The organism is Psychrobacter pacificensis (assembly GCF_018336615.1).
In the GTDB taxonomy this organism is placed as follows: Bacteria; Pseudomonadota; Gammaproteobacteria; order Pseudomonadales; family Moraxellaceae; genus Psychrobacter; species Psychrobacter pacificensis.
This window is the reverse complement of the sequence record NZ_CP048753.1, coordinates 1-15,230: the sequence shown is the minus strand read 5'-3', so window position 1 is coordinate 15,230 and position 15,230 is coordinate 1. Positions and strand designations below refer to the sequence as shown.

15 protein-coding genes and 1 pseudogene are annotated in these 15,230 nt (G+C 42.2%); 4 read left to right on the top strand and 12 right to left on the bottom strand.

Going from position 1 to position 15,230, the window contains the following annotated elements:
- Positions 1-268: 268 nt before the first annotated feature.
- From GYK50_RS12570 to GYK50_RS12545, 6 genes are all read right to left on the bottom strand, one after another.
- Positions 269-523, bottom strand: coding sequence for a Txe/YoeB family addiction module toxin (locus GYK50_RS12570; RefSeq protein WP_025652646.1), 255 nt, complete (start codon positions 521-523; stop codon positions 269-271).
- Complete coding sequence (locus tag GYK50_RS12565; protein ID WP_025652647.1) at positions 520-810, bottom strand: type II toxin-antitoxin system Phd/YefM family antitoxin; 291 nt, start codon at positions 808-810, stop codon at positions 520-522. The genes GYK50_RS12570 and GYK50_RS12565 overlap by 4 nt, the downstream gene beginning before the upstream one ends.
- Before the next feature lie 93 nt (positions 811-903).
- Positions 904-1,137 (bottom strand): type II toxin-antitoxin system RelB/DinJ family antitoxin, encoded by a 234-nt coding sequence (locus GYK50_RS12560; RefSeq protein WP_025652648.1) that lies wholly within the window; start codon positions 1,135-1,137, stop codon positions 904-906.
- Positions 1,138-1,217: 80 nt separating this feature from the next.
- Positions 1,218-2,171: a replication initiation protein gene (locus GYK50_RS12555; RefSeq protein WP_045448300.1), complete on the bottom strand. Its 954-nt coding sequence runs from the start codon at positions 2,169-2,171 to the stop codon at positions 1,218-1,220.
- Positions 2,172-2,479: 308 nt separating this feature from the next.
- Positions 2,480-2,650, bottom strand: coding sequence for a hypothetical protein (locus GYK50_RS12550; RefSeq protein WP_157292455.1), 171 nt, complete (start codon positions 2,648-2,650; stop codon positions 2,480-2,482).
- Between the two features lie 198 nt (positions 2,651-2,848).
- Entirely contained in the window at positions 2,849-3,190 is a 342-nt protein-coding gene (locus GYK50_RS12545; protein WP_093071114.1) for a hypothetical protein, read from the bottom strand.
- A 261-nt stretch (positions 3,191-3,451) separates the two neighbouring features.
- Here GYK50_RS12545 and GYK50_RS12540 point away from each other — a divergent pair, with 261 nt between their 5' ends.
- Together GYK50_RS12540 and GYK50_RS12535 are read left to right on the top strand one after the other, a co-directional pair.
- Entirely contained in the window at positions 3,452-6,100 is a 2,649-nt protein-coding gene (locus GYK50_RS12540; RefSeq protein WP_093071112.1) for a MobA/MobL family protein, read from the top strand.
- Positions 6,101-6,125: 25 nt separating this feature from the next.
- Positions 6,126-7,082 carry a hypothetical protein gene (locus GYK50_RS12535; protein ID WP_025652652.1) on the top strand — a complete coding sequence of 319 codons (957 nt, stop codon included), beginning with the start codon at positions 6,126-6,128 and terminating at the stop codon, positions 7,080-7,082.
- Between the two features lie 188 nt (positions 7,083-7,270).
- Here the strand turns inward: GYK50_RS12535 and GYK50_RS12530 are convergent, their stop codons facing one another.
- The gene (locus tag GYK50_RS12530; RefSeq protein ID WP_025652653.1) at positions 7,271-7,546 is read right to left on the bottom strand and encodes a hypothetical protein; all 276 of its coding nucleotides are present in this window, start codon (positions 7,544-7,546) and stop codon (positions 7,271-7,273) included.
- A 156-nt stretch (positions 7,547-7,702) separates the two neighbouring features.
- Positions 7,703-7,927: a helix-turn-helix domain-containing protein gene (locus GYK50_RS12525; protein ID WP_025652654.1), complete on the bottom strand. Its 225-nt coding sequence runs from the start codon at positions 7,925-7,927 to the stop codon at positions 7,703-7,705.
- 356 nt (positions 7,928-8,283) lie between these two features.
- Here GYK50_RS12525 and parA point away from each other — a divergent pair, with 356 nt between their 5' ends.
- Both parA and GYK50_RS12515 read left to right on the top strand, forming a co-directional pair.
- Positions 8,284-8,922, top strand: a complete 639-nt coding sequence (parA, locus tag GYK50_RS12520; RefSeq protein WP_025652655.1) for a ParA family partition ATPase — start codon at positions 8,284-8,286, stop codon at positions 8,920-8,922.
- A 3-nt stretch (positions 8,923-8,925) separates the two neighbouring features.
- Positions 8,926-9,135 carry a plasmid partition protein ParG gene (locus GYK50_RS12515; RefSeq protein ID WP_025652656.1) on the top strand — a complete coding sequence of 70 codons (210 nt, stop codon included), beginning with the start codon at positions 8,926-8,928 and terminating at the stop codon, positions 9,133-9,135.
- Between the two features lie 199 nt (positions 9,136-9,334).
- Here GYK50_RS12515 and GYK50_RS12510 read toward each other — a convergent pair.
- The 4 genes and pseudogenes from GYK50_RS12510 to GYK50_RS12495 all read right to left on the bottom strand — a co-directional run.
- Positions 9,335-9,457: pseudogene (locus GYK50_RS12510) on the bottom strand (cation diffusion facilitator family transporter); the annotation flags it as partial.
- Between the two features lie 86 nt (positions 9,458-9,543).
- Positions 9,544-12,684, bottom strand: coding sequence for an efflux RND transporter permease subunit (locus GYK50_RS12505; RefSeq protein ID WP_212564575.1), 3,141 nt, complete (start codon positions 12,682-12,684; stop codon positions 9,544-9,546).
- On the bottom strand, positions 12,674-13,903 hold the full coding sequence (locus GYK50_RS12500; protein WP_212564574.1) for an efflux RND transporter periplasmic adaptor subunit: 1,230 nt from the start codon (positions 13,901-13,903) through the stop codon (positions 12,674-12,676). Before GYK50_RS12500 ends, GYK50_RS12505 begins: the two co-directional genes overlap by 11 nt.
- Position 13,904: 1 nt before the next feature.
- Positions 13,905-15,230, bottom strand: a complete 1,326-nt coding sequence (locus tag GYK50_RS12495; protein ID WP_025644122.1) for a TolC family protein — start codon at positions 15,228-15,230, stop codon at positions 13,905-13,907.

Sequence of the window (15,230 nt, the reverse complement as noted above, 5' to 3'; positions counted from 1 at the left end):
AATATACGTGTATTTTTAGGTAAGAATAAAACAGCAACTATTTTATTCTGTGGTAACGTGATCAGAGGTATAGTCACCATTAGCAATTATATGGCGTCGTATGACCACATAAGGTTTGTTATCGAATGTTTAGGTCGAAATACTAACCAATATATTTAGACGTCTCTACAGAGCTTTCTCGTTCGTTTTAGGACACATAGCCAGAATGGAAAATAAAAAAGTGCCTGATTCTTAGGATCAAGCACTTTTGTGAACTAACACTGTTTACTTAATAATGATATCGGCACTGAACGATGATAATGGCATCATCTTGAACCTCATAAACCAGTCTATGCTCTTGATCAATGCGACGCGACCAATAGCCTGCCAGATCGTGTTTGAGTGGTTCAGGTTTACCAATACCCTCAAATGGGTCACGTTTGATGGCTTTAATCAGCTTACTTATTTGCTTGACCTTCTCTTTGCTGGTTTTTTGCCAGTATTCGTAGTCCTCCCACGCATCCTGTGTCCAAGATAAGATCAAGCGTCCACCTCATCATCACAAGTCAATAATGCGTCATCCGTATTGATGTCATGCTCGATTAAACGACCCGCCTTAGCATCGGCTATAGAGCGTCTGAGGCGCTTGGCATTAGTGGGGCTTTTTAGCAGATGAAGCGTTTCCTCATATGAATTAAACTCTTCTAAACTCATGAGTACCGCAGGTTTGGCGTTTTGTCTAGTAATCACGATCGGCGATTTGTCGGTATCTACCTTATCGATATATTTGGCTAGGCCCTTTCTAAAATCAGTGTAGTTCACAACATCCATAACGATTACTCCGTGTTTGGTTATATTTATTTGTATGACTGATATTATATACCATAGCTGTACTTATATCTGTACAGTTATTTTTACACTGATTTATTTATGGCGCTGGCCGCTCAATCCGTAATCACCCGCAGAAGTTTGTGGCGGCGTATTAAGATTAGAGGGTTTTTGATAATCAAAGGATAACGGCACGGTATTGGTTTGCGCCACTTGAGTTAAGAACAATTTGATTGCTTGAGACGGCGTTAATCCATAGCTTTCAAACACGGCAAAGGCGCTATCCTTGAGCTCTTGATCGAGCCTGATATTATAATTGGTTGTCGTCATGGCATTACAAATGGCTTATATATGTACGTACAATATAAACCATTTGTAATGCCAAAACTACTAAGCATGCTTTTTTCATATTATGATTTCTGCTTAGGGAACGTATAGCCTATCGCCAGTAAGTGCTTTTTGTGGGTCTTTAAAAAAGCCTCATCTCTTAATTGAGTGTGTAACCAACTAATAACTTCTTGAGTGCTTTTACCTGATGGTGCGTAACTACCAAACGGTGAGTAGTTAGCCAACAAAGGGGCAAAACGATCAATTTGCTTAACGGTTAGAGGTGGGATATCTCTATCCTCATTATTCTGATTTAGGCCCTCCTGTCCTTTTTTCTTAGTTGGCTTGGCCTTGACGGTGAATGTCAAACCTGTAACTGTGCGTCCACGTTTGATGTTTTCATAGGTGATTTTGATGTCGGTTTTCTGATTAATTTCTTTTATGGGTCCATCAACTGCATTCTCTTTCAAATTGTTGATGCGCTCATACGACTTAGGCGTGCCAAGTTCTTGCCTATATTGATCTAAAGTCATAGAAAAACCACCCTTCCCCTCAGACTTTTTTGCTAGATGGTAAAGGTCTAACGAGTAAGTCAATTTGAGGTTTAAGATATCTTCTTTTAAATATTTAGTGTAAGGGTTGAGCTTATCAAAAACCTGAAGTAAGTATATTACCTCATCTGTAAAATGCATCGATATATAGCCATCTGCATATTTCGACCTGATTAGCCATTGAACCTCTGTATCATCACCATCCTTATCCTCATAAATGAATGTACGCTTCATTAATTTTTTGCTAGCTGATTTCATTTGCTTATAAGCCGAGTTTCTATCTATTCCGCTAAGCTTAGCAAATTCAGAAGACGCAACCTCTATCGGTGTTTTTTCAGTAGCATTATTAACCCTAACCAATGGGCTCGCTAGAATAATGATGCGCTTCTCATCAATAGACATCTCTCTAAAAGCTTGAGTAATTTTATTCTGCATAACAATCCATTTTTCAGGATATTTTTTTTCGTATAGCTCGACATCATTCATTATGACAACATCATTATGCTAGTTACTTCAAGATACTAGCATAATGCGGGATAAAAGTAGCATTTAAACGGGATAAAAGTAGCATAATGCGGGATAAAAGTAGCATAATAGAGTGCGTAACCCTTTAATAGCAAAGCTTACAGACTGTCTAAAAGTCTTTAAAAGTTTTTAAAAGTAAAAAATATATTTTTATTTTAAATAATAAGGAAAAAACCAAAAAACCGACGGATTTAAGATGATAATTTGATCGACCAATCACTTGTAAAACTGATCAGTAGCTCAGAATGCAATTGTCCACTTACTTAATGTTATTCCACGTTCGCATGGTTCGGATCAAGCTTAGATCTTTGAAGATCTTCAAAAGCATGGTCAAAGATATTTTGAATATCTTCGTCTGTCATTCTGGACAACCCTGTTTTCACATTCTCAATATCAGTCTCATTTTTTGTAGATAGCTTGTCTTCATTTTCAGTAGCCATTATCGACACATCTGTAAACACTTATCAAACCGTTGCTAAAAAGCCTAGAAACCACTCTTATATACGTTTTACGCTCTGTCCGATACGATGGTAGCTAAAGCTATTCTAAAACGCTTAAAACAGCCGATAACCGTCTCCTAACCTTTCGCTAATTAGTAGACGATCCAGCTGTACCTTCAATTAGGCGATTTCGAGTAGCTAATGTGATGATGAATAAATATCAAGCAATGAACCGTGGTCACTGTCCTGACTGTTTTTAGGTGGTGTAAAGCTGCTTGGTACCACCTCAGCTTTACTTTGTATTTTATTGGCAATTGCTTTCAAAAATTCACGGTGCTTTTTCAAACGAGCATATTTTTCATTATCGTGTGCGTCTAAAAAAATAGCTTGCAGTTCATGATTATCATCATCGTCTAATGCGTTGGCCAACCACTCCCCCAATATTTTATGTGCTTCAAGCCTGTCCTGATCAATCTCTTTTTTAAGAGCCTGTAATTGCTTAATCTTATTTGCGAATAAATCATCTGATATTACTGACATTACCTCATCCTTTTTTTAGCCAACTATGATAGAGTTGATCCTAGCAGTACATACATAGGTATGCAAGGTAGTAAAATACACAAGACCACATCGTTTCGTGGGCGCAGTAGTATTTTAACCCTCTGTTAAGAGCGAGCTTAGGAGTTTATGTAAAAAAGACCCACAAGGGGTACTATTTTTTACATAAACTCCGTCGTTCGGCAGGGGGCGAACCCCCTACAACCCCCAAAAAATCATCTCTCAATATTGGGTTTTTTTGCTATGAATAATAAAGGGTTTCACCTGTCAGTTAGCGCCGTTAGTAAGGCGAAAAATCATAGCGTGGTGGCAAAGTCGGCTTATAATTCTGGCTCAAAACTGGTTGATGAGCAGTCAGGAGTCGTCCACGATTACACCAGTAAAGCTAAAGACAAAATCTTAAATTTAGTGGACAGTGATGGTACTAAATACACGCAAGTTATTGAGAAAAATGTGATGCATACGGCGTTGATAACGCCAACTCTTGCTGGGGATCTAGCAGTGACACGTGAGGGTTTTTGGAATGATATCGAACGCATTGAGACTCGTAAAAACGCGCAATTGGGTACTGAGATTGACGTGATGTTTCCTGATGGGATCACCGCGGATCAGCGTATAGTTCTGGCCGAGCGCTACGCTCAAACCTTATCTGATCGCTATAACGTGCTTGTCGATGTGGCCATTCATCGGCCCCACAGTCACGAGAAACATGTGGGGGAGGTTGAAGTGGTTGAGCTGACCAGTCGTAACTTTCATGCCCATATTTTACTCTCAAGCCGTGAGATAGTAGCGGATGTTGAGGGTTATGCTTTATCAGCACGCAAGAATTGGTTGCAGTGGTCAACGGAGGAGCGGTTATCTAAGGGGTTAAACGGACGCGGCGATGAGCTTAAATATCAACGCACCCTTTGGGCGGATATGGCCAATGAGCTACTGCCTAAGAATAAAACCATTAGTGAGAAATCCTACCGTGAGCTGGGCATCAATCGTTTGCCAAAAATGAAACTGGGTAAATCACTATATAAGGATATTCTCAAAGGCAATCGTTCAGTGATTCACGAATACAACGAGACGATTGATGAGATCAATGCTTACATTGAAAAAAATGGTTTAGTAATTGAGTACGACGACAAGGGACGTATTGACCTAGAAAGCAATGAACAAGAGGTTAACGGCGTCACAATACATTATAAAAAGCGTAAACCCTTTGCGCGAATTGAGCTCAGTAATATCCGATTTGTAGATCCTGCCGTTGAACTTGAACCCGCTATCCCTAAAAGTAACAGTCAGACGCATAGTGATGCGGCGAATGATCACGCACTTGATGAGCTTTTAGCAATCTCAGCCGACTTTGTGAGTCAAAAAAAGATGGTACGCAGCGCCTTATTTTCAACCATTGATGCGCTGCATGAAGAGTTAGCGCACCAGTCTAAACAGATTATTACTATTGATAAAAACATTAAGAGTACCCAGCGGTTCACCGAGGAGGTGGGACAGGATTTTAGTGACCCCCGCCAAAAAATGATTGAGCTTGCCAGGCAGATAAGCACAAAAGAGCAAAGTGAGGCACTAAAGGCGGCTTTAGCGTTGGTTGAGGAGTTTAGACAAGATGATACCCTACAAACAGGCCGCGCTGTTAGCCGTCTTGAAGAGCAGCTGTCACAGATTGATAAGACGGTGCTGAACAATAAAACGGTTTTAAAAAAGCTGATCCCGCTTAATAATGAAGTCATTGCGGACTACAAAGGGTTGAAGGCCACGCTAAAACCCTTTGCCGCAAAGCTGAATAAACTGGCGACTGGCTTTAAAGCTCTTGATGAGATTGATATTGAAAAATCCGACTTATCCTTACAGTGGGATCAAGCGTTTGCGGATCTACAAGAGATAGACGTCACCAATAACATGGACACTTATCATAAGTTTGCCGCATTTGCAGATCTGGATGTTGAGCGCTTTAAATATCTTCAAAAAGAGCGTGAGGCGCTCAGTACGTTAAAAGCAGTAGAGGTAGACGCGGATGCTTACACTCGTTTAACGGCATTGACCGCTGATGTTAAAGCGTTTAAGACTGCCAATGATAACGACATCAAACAGTTAAAGCAGCAAATTAATACCAGTCAAAAAACCTATCAGCGCCTGTCGCCGTTTTATGAGCAGCGTATCGCCTTACTGGATCAAAGTGAAGCTGTGATTGTGCAAGATGATGACCTATACGATGAGATTACCCGTACCAAGACCACTCAATTGAACGCAGATCGGCTTGATGACTGGCGCAACCGTACGATGGTGCTTCACCACCAGCTCAATAAAGCACATGAGCAAGCAAAGCTTAAGGAAGAGGCTGAGCGCGCACGAGAGGAGGCTTTAACCAGGCGGCGAGTAGCTTTACAACAGAGACGGCAGCAGGCATCTCTTAAGCGTCAGCGAATCAATGAGACCAAAGCATATCGAGATCGATTTGACAATTTAGTGGTACGGGTGCGTGACCGCGTTGATGCCCTTGATTTTAAGGCCGTTGATGCACCGATCGAAGTGATCAACGCGGCTGAGGCGGTTGCCGCACAAGCATTTATATTCACTACTCTAAAACACACTGACAGCTTTACGACACTACAAAAAAGTTTACGAGACACCGATGCCAAAAAAATTGCAACGCAGGTGCAGAAGGCAGCAACGACGCTATGGCAACAGCTTGAGCGCTTGCCTGACAATCAAGATAAGGTCGAGGTATTAACCCAGATCAATGAGCGCTTTGAGCACGTTCCTGCTATCACCATAGATGGGGCAACGCTCACACAAACTGTGACAGATCACCTGCAAAAAACGAAGAACGCCATCCAAGCGCATGAACAAGCACAAAGACGCCGCTACTCCTCACCACGCCCATTTTAGGCGGCATTATAATAATGAGTACCCCATGAATAAAGACAATAGCAATGAGCAAGACATACACGATCAACTTGTTAACCTAGTGACTTCATTGACTCCGGTCATTGGGGCCTTGCGTGAGCTGATTAAGCGAGCCGATGATGCGGTAGCGAGGCGGCTTGAGCGTTCGCTTAGCGGTATTGATAGCAAGGTGAATGAGGTGTCTTCTGCCATTGAAGAATTAGGTAGTAGCGCAAGCACGACTTCGCAGGCATTGAGCCAGTATCAAGAACTCGTGTTAAAGCAGCTTCAAGCAGCAGTGACGGCTTTCACTGACAATGAGATGCCGCGTCGTTATGATGACAAAATAGCGGGCATCATCACCGATATGAAACAGCAGATTGATACGGCTGTAGAGTCGGTCGTCACTGCTAAAAACGATAGCATAGAGGTACAAATCAGTACCATGCAAGGAGTTGCTGATAAACTTAGCGCAAGCGCTGACAATCTAGCCCTATTCACCAATCAGTACCAAGCTGGTCATAAGCAGATTATTGAAGATATTGAGACCTTTGAGACCACCACCAAAACGCGGATTGAGCAGGTCGAGGGTAGAGCTAGTAAAGACTTGGACAAAATTCATAAGTCCATTGAGACTATGAGTATTAAAAGGATTGCAGCCGCTGTCGCAGCGGGTACGATGGCTGTGATAATAAGTTTGGTGGCTCTGGTATTTTGGTATGTGCCAAGCTTTGATGAGATTGCAGAGATGAAATACCAGCAAGCAGAGCTACAGCGCGGCATCGATGAGCTTGAAACGGGTTGGAAACAGGCCTTTAATAATGCTCAAAGTGCGCAGTTTATTTTGGCTTGTGATGTTAATAAAGAGCAGCCTGATGCAATCAGCTGGTGCGTTAGAGCAGACAGTAAGAGTGTTTTGAGAGATGAGAGAGGCTTTGTTTATTATAAAATAGCTGGGGTGCCGCGTGCAAAGCCGACTGAGTAAAGACGTATGGCAATAGTGAGCTATATTGCCCAAAAGTGCGTCTTCTGAAACATATAAGACTGAAAAAAGGCTTGTTTGATTGTCGTTATCTTTGTCTATATTAAAAAGCCAGATAATGACACTTTATCTGGCTTTAAGGGTTATTGTTTCTTGTTAAACAAGAAGTCTGTAAATATAAGCTAAAGTGACTAGGCTGCTTGGTCAGTGTAAGCTGTGACCAACTCTATAAAAGCAGTTTCAAGGATGCTTAAAGTGTAGTCGTCAACGATAAGACCATCATCCAGCTGTCGTTGCACCCAGACATAAATCGCTTCATCATTATAAAGAATAGCGTCAACACCAAGTAATGATGCCAGTTGTACGCCTTGCTGTACTTGTAAGCTGAATAACAGCTTAGAGGCTAAATTTTTAGTCTGTTCACTAAACCAAGCGCAGCTGTTGAGCCGCGATAGATTGTTATTCATTAGTATTCTCCTGCAGATTATTGTGTATAAATAATGGATAAAATGACTTACTACAGGTCAAATTATACCTATATTTTAATCTATTGCAAGAGAAAATAACCTTCTGTAGGTCTTTTTATACTTTTAAAGGTGATAATGTCTTATGAGCGAAGGTGTTCACTCAGGCGACTCACTGCTGTCCTCATTTATGATTTCATATAAATCACCAACATTGATTCTAAGATACGTGCATAAAGACTCGATGACATCTAGATCAACTCGGGTGGCTTCTTCATGATACATGCGAGTAATGGTGCCACGATTGATGCCAGTATCCCTTGCGACATCGGCAATTTTAAGGCGTCTTTCGCCCATGATGGTCGATAAGTGACACTTCACCATAGTGGTTTCCTCATTAACGATTGGTGGTTTTGATTGGTGAGCAGATTATAACGAATATGAGTGGCTAACGTATTCCTTTTAGTAGCTCAAATTGATATTCAACAGCGGTAATTTACCTGGTAGTAGGCAGTTCGTTATGCTGTCTTTGATACAGGACGTCTATCATGATGGATATACGCTAGTTAGAAAAGGTGATGCTATTTTTACTATGAAGTATTGCTATTAGTAGTAATGTGACGTACATTTTTAGTTATACTTATATACTTATATACTTATATACTTATATACTTATATACTTATATACTTATATACTTATATACTTATATACTCAATACATACTACAGGGATCTGTATTTATGAAGGTAATCGCGGTATTAAATCAAAAGGGTGGCAGCGGTAAGACTACCATCGCAACGCATTTGGCTCGTGGCTTACAGCTAAAAGGCCATAGTGTTTTGTTGGTGGATAGTGACCAGCAGGGCAGTGCGCGTGACTGGAGAGCAGTTGATGAAGACAATCCGGTACCGGTGATTGGGCTCGATAGACCAACACTTGATAAAGATTTAAAAAACGTCTCTGATAAAGATTATGTGGTGATCGATGGATCGCCGCAAGCTACTAGTCTGGCTATTTCTGCTATAAAAGCGGCTGATTTTATATTGATTCCGGTGCAGCCGAGCCCCTATGATATCTGGGCGACCAGCGATTTGGTTGATTTAGTGCAGCAGCGTATTGAGATGATGGATGGCCAACTAAAGGCAGCCTTTGTTGTCTCACGCGCCATTCAAAATACCAATATTGGTAAAGAGGTTGCAACCGCGCTGCTTGATTATAATATTCCGGTATTAGAGACCAGAGTGATGCAGCGAGTTGCTTATCCTAATAGTGCTGCCCTTGGTAAGACAGTATTTGATACCGAATCGCCTAGTAGCAATGCGATACAAGAGATAACCGCATTGGTCAGTGAGATTCAAATATTTTTTGGTGAGGAGTAAGTCATGAGTTTATCAGCAGGTCGTCCTAGTAAGAACGTTAAGGATCAATTGGCTTTATCGGATGTGACGGACAGTCCCAAAAAGACGGTACGCGTGAATTTTAATTTAGATGAAGATAAACACATTGCGCTCAAGCGGTACGCGCTTGAAAGCCGAAAAACGGTGACTGAGTTGTTGACTGAAATGATTGAGGAAAAGTTGGTTGAGCGATAGGTATAAAAAAGGGACTTTCCTAAACTTTGTGTAACTTCTTATACCCTATTAGCAAATAGAAGTTACACAAAATCCAGGATGGGCTCGTGGTCGATGCCAATCCGTAACTGGACGTCTGCTCTGAATCGTTTTATGATTATGTTTGATGACCGTATCAGCAAGCATTTAATCTAAACGGCAGTTACACAGAATTCGGGATGGTCTCAAAAGCAGCGACAACTTCTACTATTAAAAAAGTAGTCGTTAAACCTAAGGCAACCATTAACTTCTTACTATTTTCTTCAGTAACAACCGCATGGCTATGATCATGATGTTCTGACATAAAATATTTTCCTTATTCTATTTATGATGAGCAGAGATATTGGATAACAGCCAATATCTCTGCTGTAAATCGACTAATCTATTGGATTAAGAAACTTTTTTTTCATTTATCCAACGATAAAGCACGGGTAACAGCACCAAAGTTAGTAATGTTGAAGAGATAATCCCGCCAATCACTACGGTTGCCAGTGGCCGTTGAACCTCAGCCCCTGTTCCGGTTGCCAGCGCCATTGGTACAAAACCCAGTGAAGCCACACAAGCTGTCATCAACACTGGTCTTAAGCGCAAAATAGCCCCTTGCCACACGGCTTTATGCACTGGATATTTGTCCCTTAATTCCTTAATAAAGGTCAGCATTACCAGTCCATTGAGGACTGCAACACCAGATAAGGCAATAAAGCCAATTCCAGCTGACATCGATAATGGAATATCCCTTAGCCAAAGGAACAGCACACCACCGGTCAAGGCAAAGGGTATCCCGGTAAAGACCAATAGACTTTCTTTGACATTGTGAAAGACCGCCATCAGTAAAATAAAGATAGTGATTAAAGCCAGTGGAATCACGATTTGCATCCGTGCTTTGGCTGAAGCCAAATTTTCAAACTGACCGCCATATTCTATCCAATAACCACTTGGCAAAGTGTATGCTTTGAGCTGTGTCTGTACATCAGAAACAAAAGACCCTAAATCACGCCCTTCAACATTCGTTGTAACCACAACTCGGCGTTTACCATTTTCTCGACTGACTTGGTTGATTCCTTCAATGGTCGAGACTTGCGCGACATCCGACAATAAAATACTGCCACCATTTGGAAGCTGAATAGGTAACTGGGAAACAGATGCGACACTACGGTCTTGCTCTCCAAGACGGATAACAAAATCAAAACGACGATCGCCTTCTAAAATCTCTCCCACGCTTTGTCCACCAATATTGGTTGCCACAAGGTCTTGAATTGAACGCACACTCAAACCATATTGTGCAGCCAAAGTTTTATTTACCTCGACATTCAGTAATGGCAAACCTGAGGTCTGCTCAACTTTCACGGCACTGCTACCCGATATTTGCTGAATGATTTTGGAGATTTTAGTCGCCTCAGTATTGAGGACATTCATATCATCACCGAAGATTTTCACACCAACATCACTACGCACACCTGAGATCAATTCATTAAATCGGAGTTCAATCGGTTGTGAAAATTCACTATTATTGCCTGGAATCGTGGCTAAATACGTCACCATACGGCCACGTAATTCATCTAAACTTTCTTTAGGATTTGGCCATTCTGAACGAGGCTTTAACATGATATAGCCATCTGAAATATTGGGTGGCATGACATCTGTTGCAACCTCGGCTGTACCCGTTCTGGCAAATACTGCCTTAATTTCAGGGAAACTCTTTAAAAGAAGTTTTTCAGTATTCTCCTGAATACGTAAAGACTCTTCTAAGCCTGTACTTGGTGAACGTAACTGTTGTATCGCAAAGTCTCCTTCACTGAGCTGTGGTGCAAATTCACTGCCGAGTTTGGTACTGATAAATCCCGTAATCACTAATAAACACAGTGCAAAAGTCAGCACAACTGCTTTGTATTGATACGAAATATCAAGAGTTTGCTGATATTTAGCTTTTAGCCATAACATCCAACGACTTTCTTTTTCTTGAATATCGCCTTTGACCCACAATGCCACAGCAGCAGGCACAAAGGTGATCGATAAAATAATGGCTGCAACAAGGGCGAGTACCACTGCCAATGCCATCGGATGGAACATTTTTGCTTCCACACCACTTAAAGCAAAAATCGGCAAATACACCACCAAAATAATAAGCTGACCAAAAATAAGAGGACGACGTGCTTGGCGGGCAGCCAGAAAAACTTCCTTAAAGCGTTCACTTTGTGTGAGAGGTCGTTTTAACAGTTGCTGTGTATGGGCTAAACGCCGGATACAGTTTTCGACAATCACCACAGCACCATCGACAATGATGCCGAAATCGAGTGCACCTAAACTCATCAGATTGGCACTGATATTTTGCTGTGCCATCCCGGTTAAGGTAAACAGCATAGAGAGTGGAATGACACAGGCAGTAATCAAGGCAGCACGGATATTCCCTAAAAACAGGAACAGAATGATGATGACCAGGATTGCTCCCTCTACCAAGTTTTTCTGAACGGTTTTAATCGCCTTCTCAACCAAGATAGTACGGTCGTACACCGTTTCAATCACTACCCCTTTAGGCAAACTATTCTGAATATCTTGAAGCTTGGCATCCACAGCTTTAGAAACAGTCTGGCTATTTCCACCCATCGCCATCATGACAACCCCTAAAACGGTTTCTTTGCCGTTATAGGTTGCCCCACCGGTTCTTAAATCATGCCCAATAGAGACTTGCGCAATATCACCAACCCGAATTGGGCTGCCATTTGGGCTACCCAGCATGGTGTTCTCAATATCAGAAAGCCCATTGAATGCACCCGGTACACGTACCGTCAGTTGCTGACCATTGTCTTCAATATAACCTGCACCTCGGTTCTCATTATTTTGCGCTAAAGCCTGTTGCAGTTGTTCTAATGAGATATTCAGTTGCTGCATCCGGTTTAAATCGGGAGAGACCACATAGGTTTTTTCAAAACCACCAATACTGTTGACCTCTGCAACTCCCTTAACACGTTGCAGTTGAGGACGCACAATCCAGTCCTGAATCTCACGCAAATCCATCGGCGTGTATGCAGTTCCATCCGGCTTTTTCGCATTCGGATCTGCCTTCAGTACCCATTGATAAATCTCACCGAGACCCGTAGAAACGGGGGACATCGTCGGTGCGATTTGTGCAGGCAACTCAGATTGCGCCTCCTGTGTCCGTTGGTTAATCTGCTGACGGGCCCAATAAATATCAGTCCCATCTTTAAAGATAATGGTGACTTGAGAGAGTCCATAACGGGATATGGAACGGGTAAGCTCCAGATCCGGAATGCCAGCCATGGCATTTTCAATGGGATAGGTAATCAGCTGTTCGACTTCAAGCGCAGTAAAACCCTTGGCTTGAGTATTAATCTGGACTTGGGTATTGGTAATATCGGGTACAGCATCAATCGGGAGTTTCTGATAGCTATACACCCCGACCGCAATCCAGGTACAGACAAAGAGCAACACCCAAATCGCATTTTGTATGGAAAACTGAATGATTCGTTCGAATAAACCTTCGGGTTTTGGTAGATCAGAATTAATGTCCATGGCCTGCCTCGTCTTTTTCTAATTCAGATTTCAACAAGAAACTGCCTTGAGCGATATACTTCTGCCCTTCAGTCAGCCCAGAAATCACTTCAAGCCATTGTCCATCACTTGAAGCCTGCCCCAATTGCACTTTCTGTGCTTTTAAGTGGACTTGACCTTTTTGTTCTGAATCTACGATGAAAATACTGTCTTCACCTTCAATACTTTGCAGCGCAGACTTTTGAATCCGAAGGGCTGATTTTGCTGTAGCTTCCGGAATCAACACTCTCACTAACACATTAGAACGCAACTCAGTAGCTTGCGCATCGAGTTTTGCGCGCACCACCAGACGCCCTGTTTGTACATCTGCCTGAGAGGTTAAGCTTTGTACAGTAGCTTTATAGCTTTGAGCTGAATCATTCACTTTAAAGTCAATTTTTTGCCCGGCTTGCAGTTGACCTGAGAATTGATTCGGCAAATTAAACTCAAGCCATAAATCTTTCAGCTGTTCAATGACAAAGAGCTGATTAGCCAGTTGCACATTTTCACCGACCACAATATCTTTTTGACTGATCACCCCAGAGATCGGTGCTTTAATCAGAAAACGCCCATTGTTATTGCCACTTGCACCTAATGCATTTAAACGTGCTTGTGAGGACTGGACAGTAATCTGCGCTTGACGGTAGGCATTTTCGGCACGCTGGTAATCCTGTTTGGCAGAAACCCCCTGTGACCAGAGTTGCTGTTCGCGCTGGTAATCTTTACGGGCCAAATCCAGATTCACCTGTGCCATACGCAGATTTGCCTGTTGGTCGATCAGTTCAGGCACGGTTAGTACAGCCAGCGTTTGTCCTTTTTGCACGCTCTGTCCTAAAGCCACATTGATCTGCTCGACATAACCACTAAAATTAGGCGATATATGCGCTTGTTGATCGGTATTCACCACCAATTTACCTGGCAGGGTTGTCAGCTTTTCAACCAATCCTGTGGATGCAACAGCAACTTTTAAACCTTGTTCAACCATTTGTTGGCTGGTCAGTTGTATTTCGCCTTCTTCAGCATGTCCTTCTTCAGAACTATCTTCATCAGAATATTCGGCATTTCCCTCATCATAACCCTGCCCCTCAGATTCAGTTTTTTTTGAACTTAACCAAATAGCCAGACTGACCAAGACCGTAATCAGAATCAAAATTGCAATCATGAGAGACTGGGATATTTTTCCGTTTTGCTTGGCGTTCATTTTATCGTGCTCCCCCATTGATTAAATTTTGCGATGCTTCGACTGCCTTTTTATTCAGTTGTGTATAGGCATCCGAACGGCTAATTTCTTCATAACTTGTGCCAATACTGAGTGCCTCAGCTGCTAGGGCAGTTTGCCAAGCTTGACGTAGAGTTTGTAATTGACCCAATCGAAGATTCTGCAGTTGGGTGGTTGCTTGCTGAACGTCGGTAATGGACAGTTTCCCTGCCTGAAACCCTAGTAAAGTACGGCTCTGAACTTTGGTCGCCAAAGTAACTTGTGCTGTTGTGGCATCGAACTGGCTACGTAAACCTTTGAGCTGATGCATGCTGTTGGCAATATCGAGTATTTGTTGCTTCAGCTCACGCTGCTGCTGTTGGTTCAGCAATATTTGCTGTTGCTGGACCATCGGGATCGCATATTGCTGGCGATTGAAAATATTCAGTGGAATAGCCACGCCGATTGCTAAAGTCGTATCGTTGCTTTCATTAGGGGTTTTGCTACGTTTCATGCCTACATTTAAAGTCGGATTGGGACGTGCCTGAATTCTTAAATTTTCAATTTGATGATCCGATTGCTGAATGTTCAAGGCATAGAGTTTTTCTAGCCACCCTTCAGCAATATACCGTTGCACAGTTTGGAGACTTTGCTCTGGCCAAGGGATAGCGGTTTTATTCAATTGAAGATGTGAAGATGTTTCTCCCCCCCACAAATTAGACAGCTGACGACCGGCAGCTTGTTTATTCAGCATCGCTTGCTCATAAAGTCGTTGGATTTCTAGCGCTTCAATTTGGGCACGCTCAAAATCAACCAGGGCAATACTGCCTGCCTGATAGCGTTTCTGGGCACTGTCCAGATTGACTTTACTTGTTTTTAACTGTACTGAATAAGCAGACTGCTCAACCTCAGCAAGTGCAAATTGCGACCATGCAAATTTAACAATCAGTTGGCTTTGAGCCTTCCATAATTGCTGTTGCAATTGGATTTGTTGATTCGAGGTATTGGCAATCACCCGGTTCAGCTTACGCTGACCAAATAGATCTAGAGGTTGACTAACGCCAACATTGAATTCCTGTTCTTGACCTGAGCCAAAGCCAGACTGTTCTAAACTTATACTTGGATTCTGCCATAACCGACTTTGCTGAATATTCAATTCAGATATTTGCTGAACTTGTTGCCACGGCTTGTCTTGAGTCTGGTAACTTTGTACTTTTGCTAAAGCGGATTCAAAGCTGGTAACGTTTTCAGCATAGCTATATTGCATAGCCGCTGCACATATACAAGCAACCAAGCTATGACGCAAGAGTATAATTGATTGTGAAGACAT

Excerpts from the sequence above, each read along its gene's own strand:
- GYK50_RS12565 (WP_025652647.1), bottom strand. The coding sequence starts at position 810 with ATGGATGTTGTGAACTACACTGATTTTAGAAAGGGCCTAGCCAAATAT.
- GYK50_RS12560 (WP_025652648.1), bottom strand. The coding sequence starts at position 1,137 with ATGACGACAACCAATTATAATATCAGGCTCGATCAAGAGCTCAAGGAT.
- GYK50_RS12555 (WP_045448300.1), bottom strand. The coding sequence starts at position 2,171 with ATGAATGATGTCGAGCTATACGAAAAAAAATATCCTGAAAAATGGATT.
- GYK50_RS12550 (WP_157292455.1), bottom strand. The coding sequence starts at position 2,650 with ATGGCTACTGAAAATGAAGACAAGCTATCTACAAAAAATGAGACTGAT.
- GYK50_RS12545 (WP_093071114.1), bottom strand. The coding sequence starts at position 3,190 with ATGTCAGTAATATCAGATGATTTATTCGCAAATAAGATTAAGCAATTA.
- GYK50_RS12540 (WP_093071112.1), top strand. The coding sequence starts at position 3,452 with ATGAATAATAAAGGGTTTCACCTGTCAGTTAGCGCCGTTAGTAAGGCG.
- GYK50_RS12535 (WP_025652652.1), top strand. The coding sequence starts at position 6,126 with ATGAATAAAGACAATAGCAATGAGCAAGACATACACGATCAACTTGTT.
- GYK50_RS12530 (WP_025652653.1), bottom strand. The coding sequence starts at position 7,546 with ATGAATAACAATCTATCGCGGCTCAACAGCTGCGCTTGGTTTAGTGAA.
- GYK50_RS12525 (WP_025652654.1), bottom strand. The coding sequence starts at position 7,927 with ATGGTGAAGTGTCACTTATCGACCATCATGGGCGAAAGACGCCTTAAA.
- parA (WP_025652655.1), top strand. The coding sequence starts at position 8,284 with ATGAAGGTAATCGCGGTATTAAATCAAAAGGGTGGCAGCGGTAAGACT.
- GYK50_RS12515 (WP_025652656.1), top strand. The coding sequence starts at position 8,926 with ATGAGTTTATCAGCAGGTCGTCCTAGTAAGAACGTTAAGGATCAATTG.
- GYK50_RS12505 (WP_212564575.1), bottom strand. The coding sequence starts at position 12,684 with ATGGACATTAATTCTGATCTACCAAAACCCGAAGGTTTATTCGAACGA.
- GYK50_RS12500 (WP_212564574.1), bottom strand. The coding sequence starts at position 13,903 with ATGAACGCCAAGCAAAACGGAAAAATATCCCAGTCTCTCATGATTGCA.
- GYK50_RS12495 (WP_025644122.1), bottom strand. The coding sequence starts at position 15,230 with ATGTCTTCACAATCAATTATACTCTTGCGTCATAGCTTGGTTGCTTGT.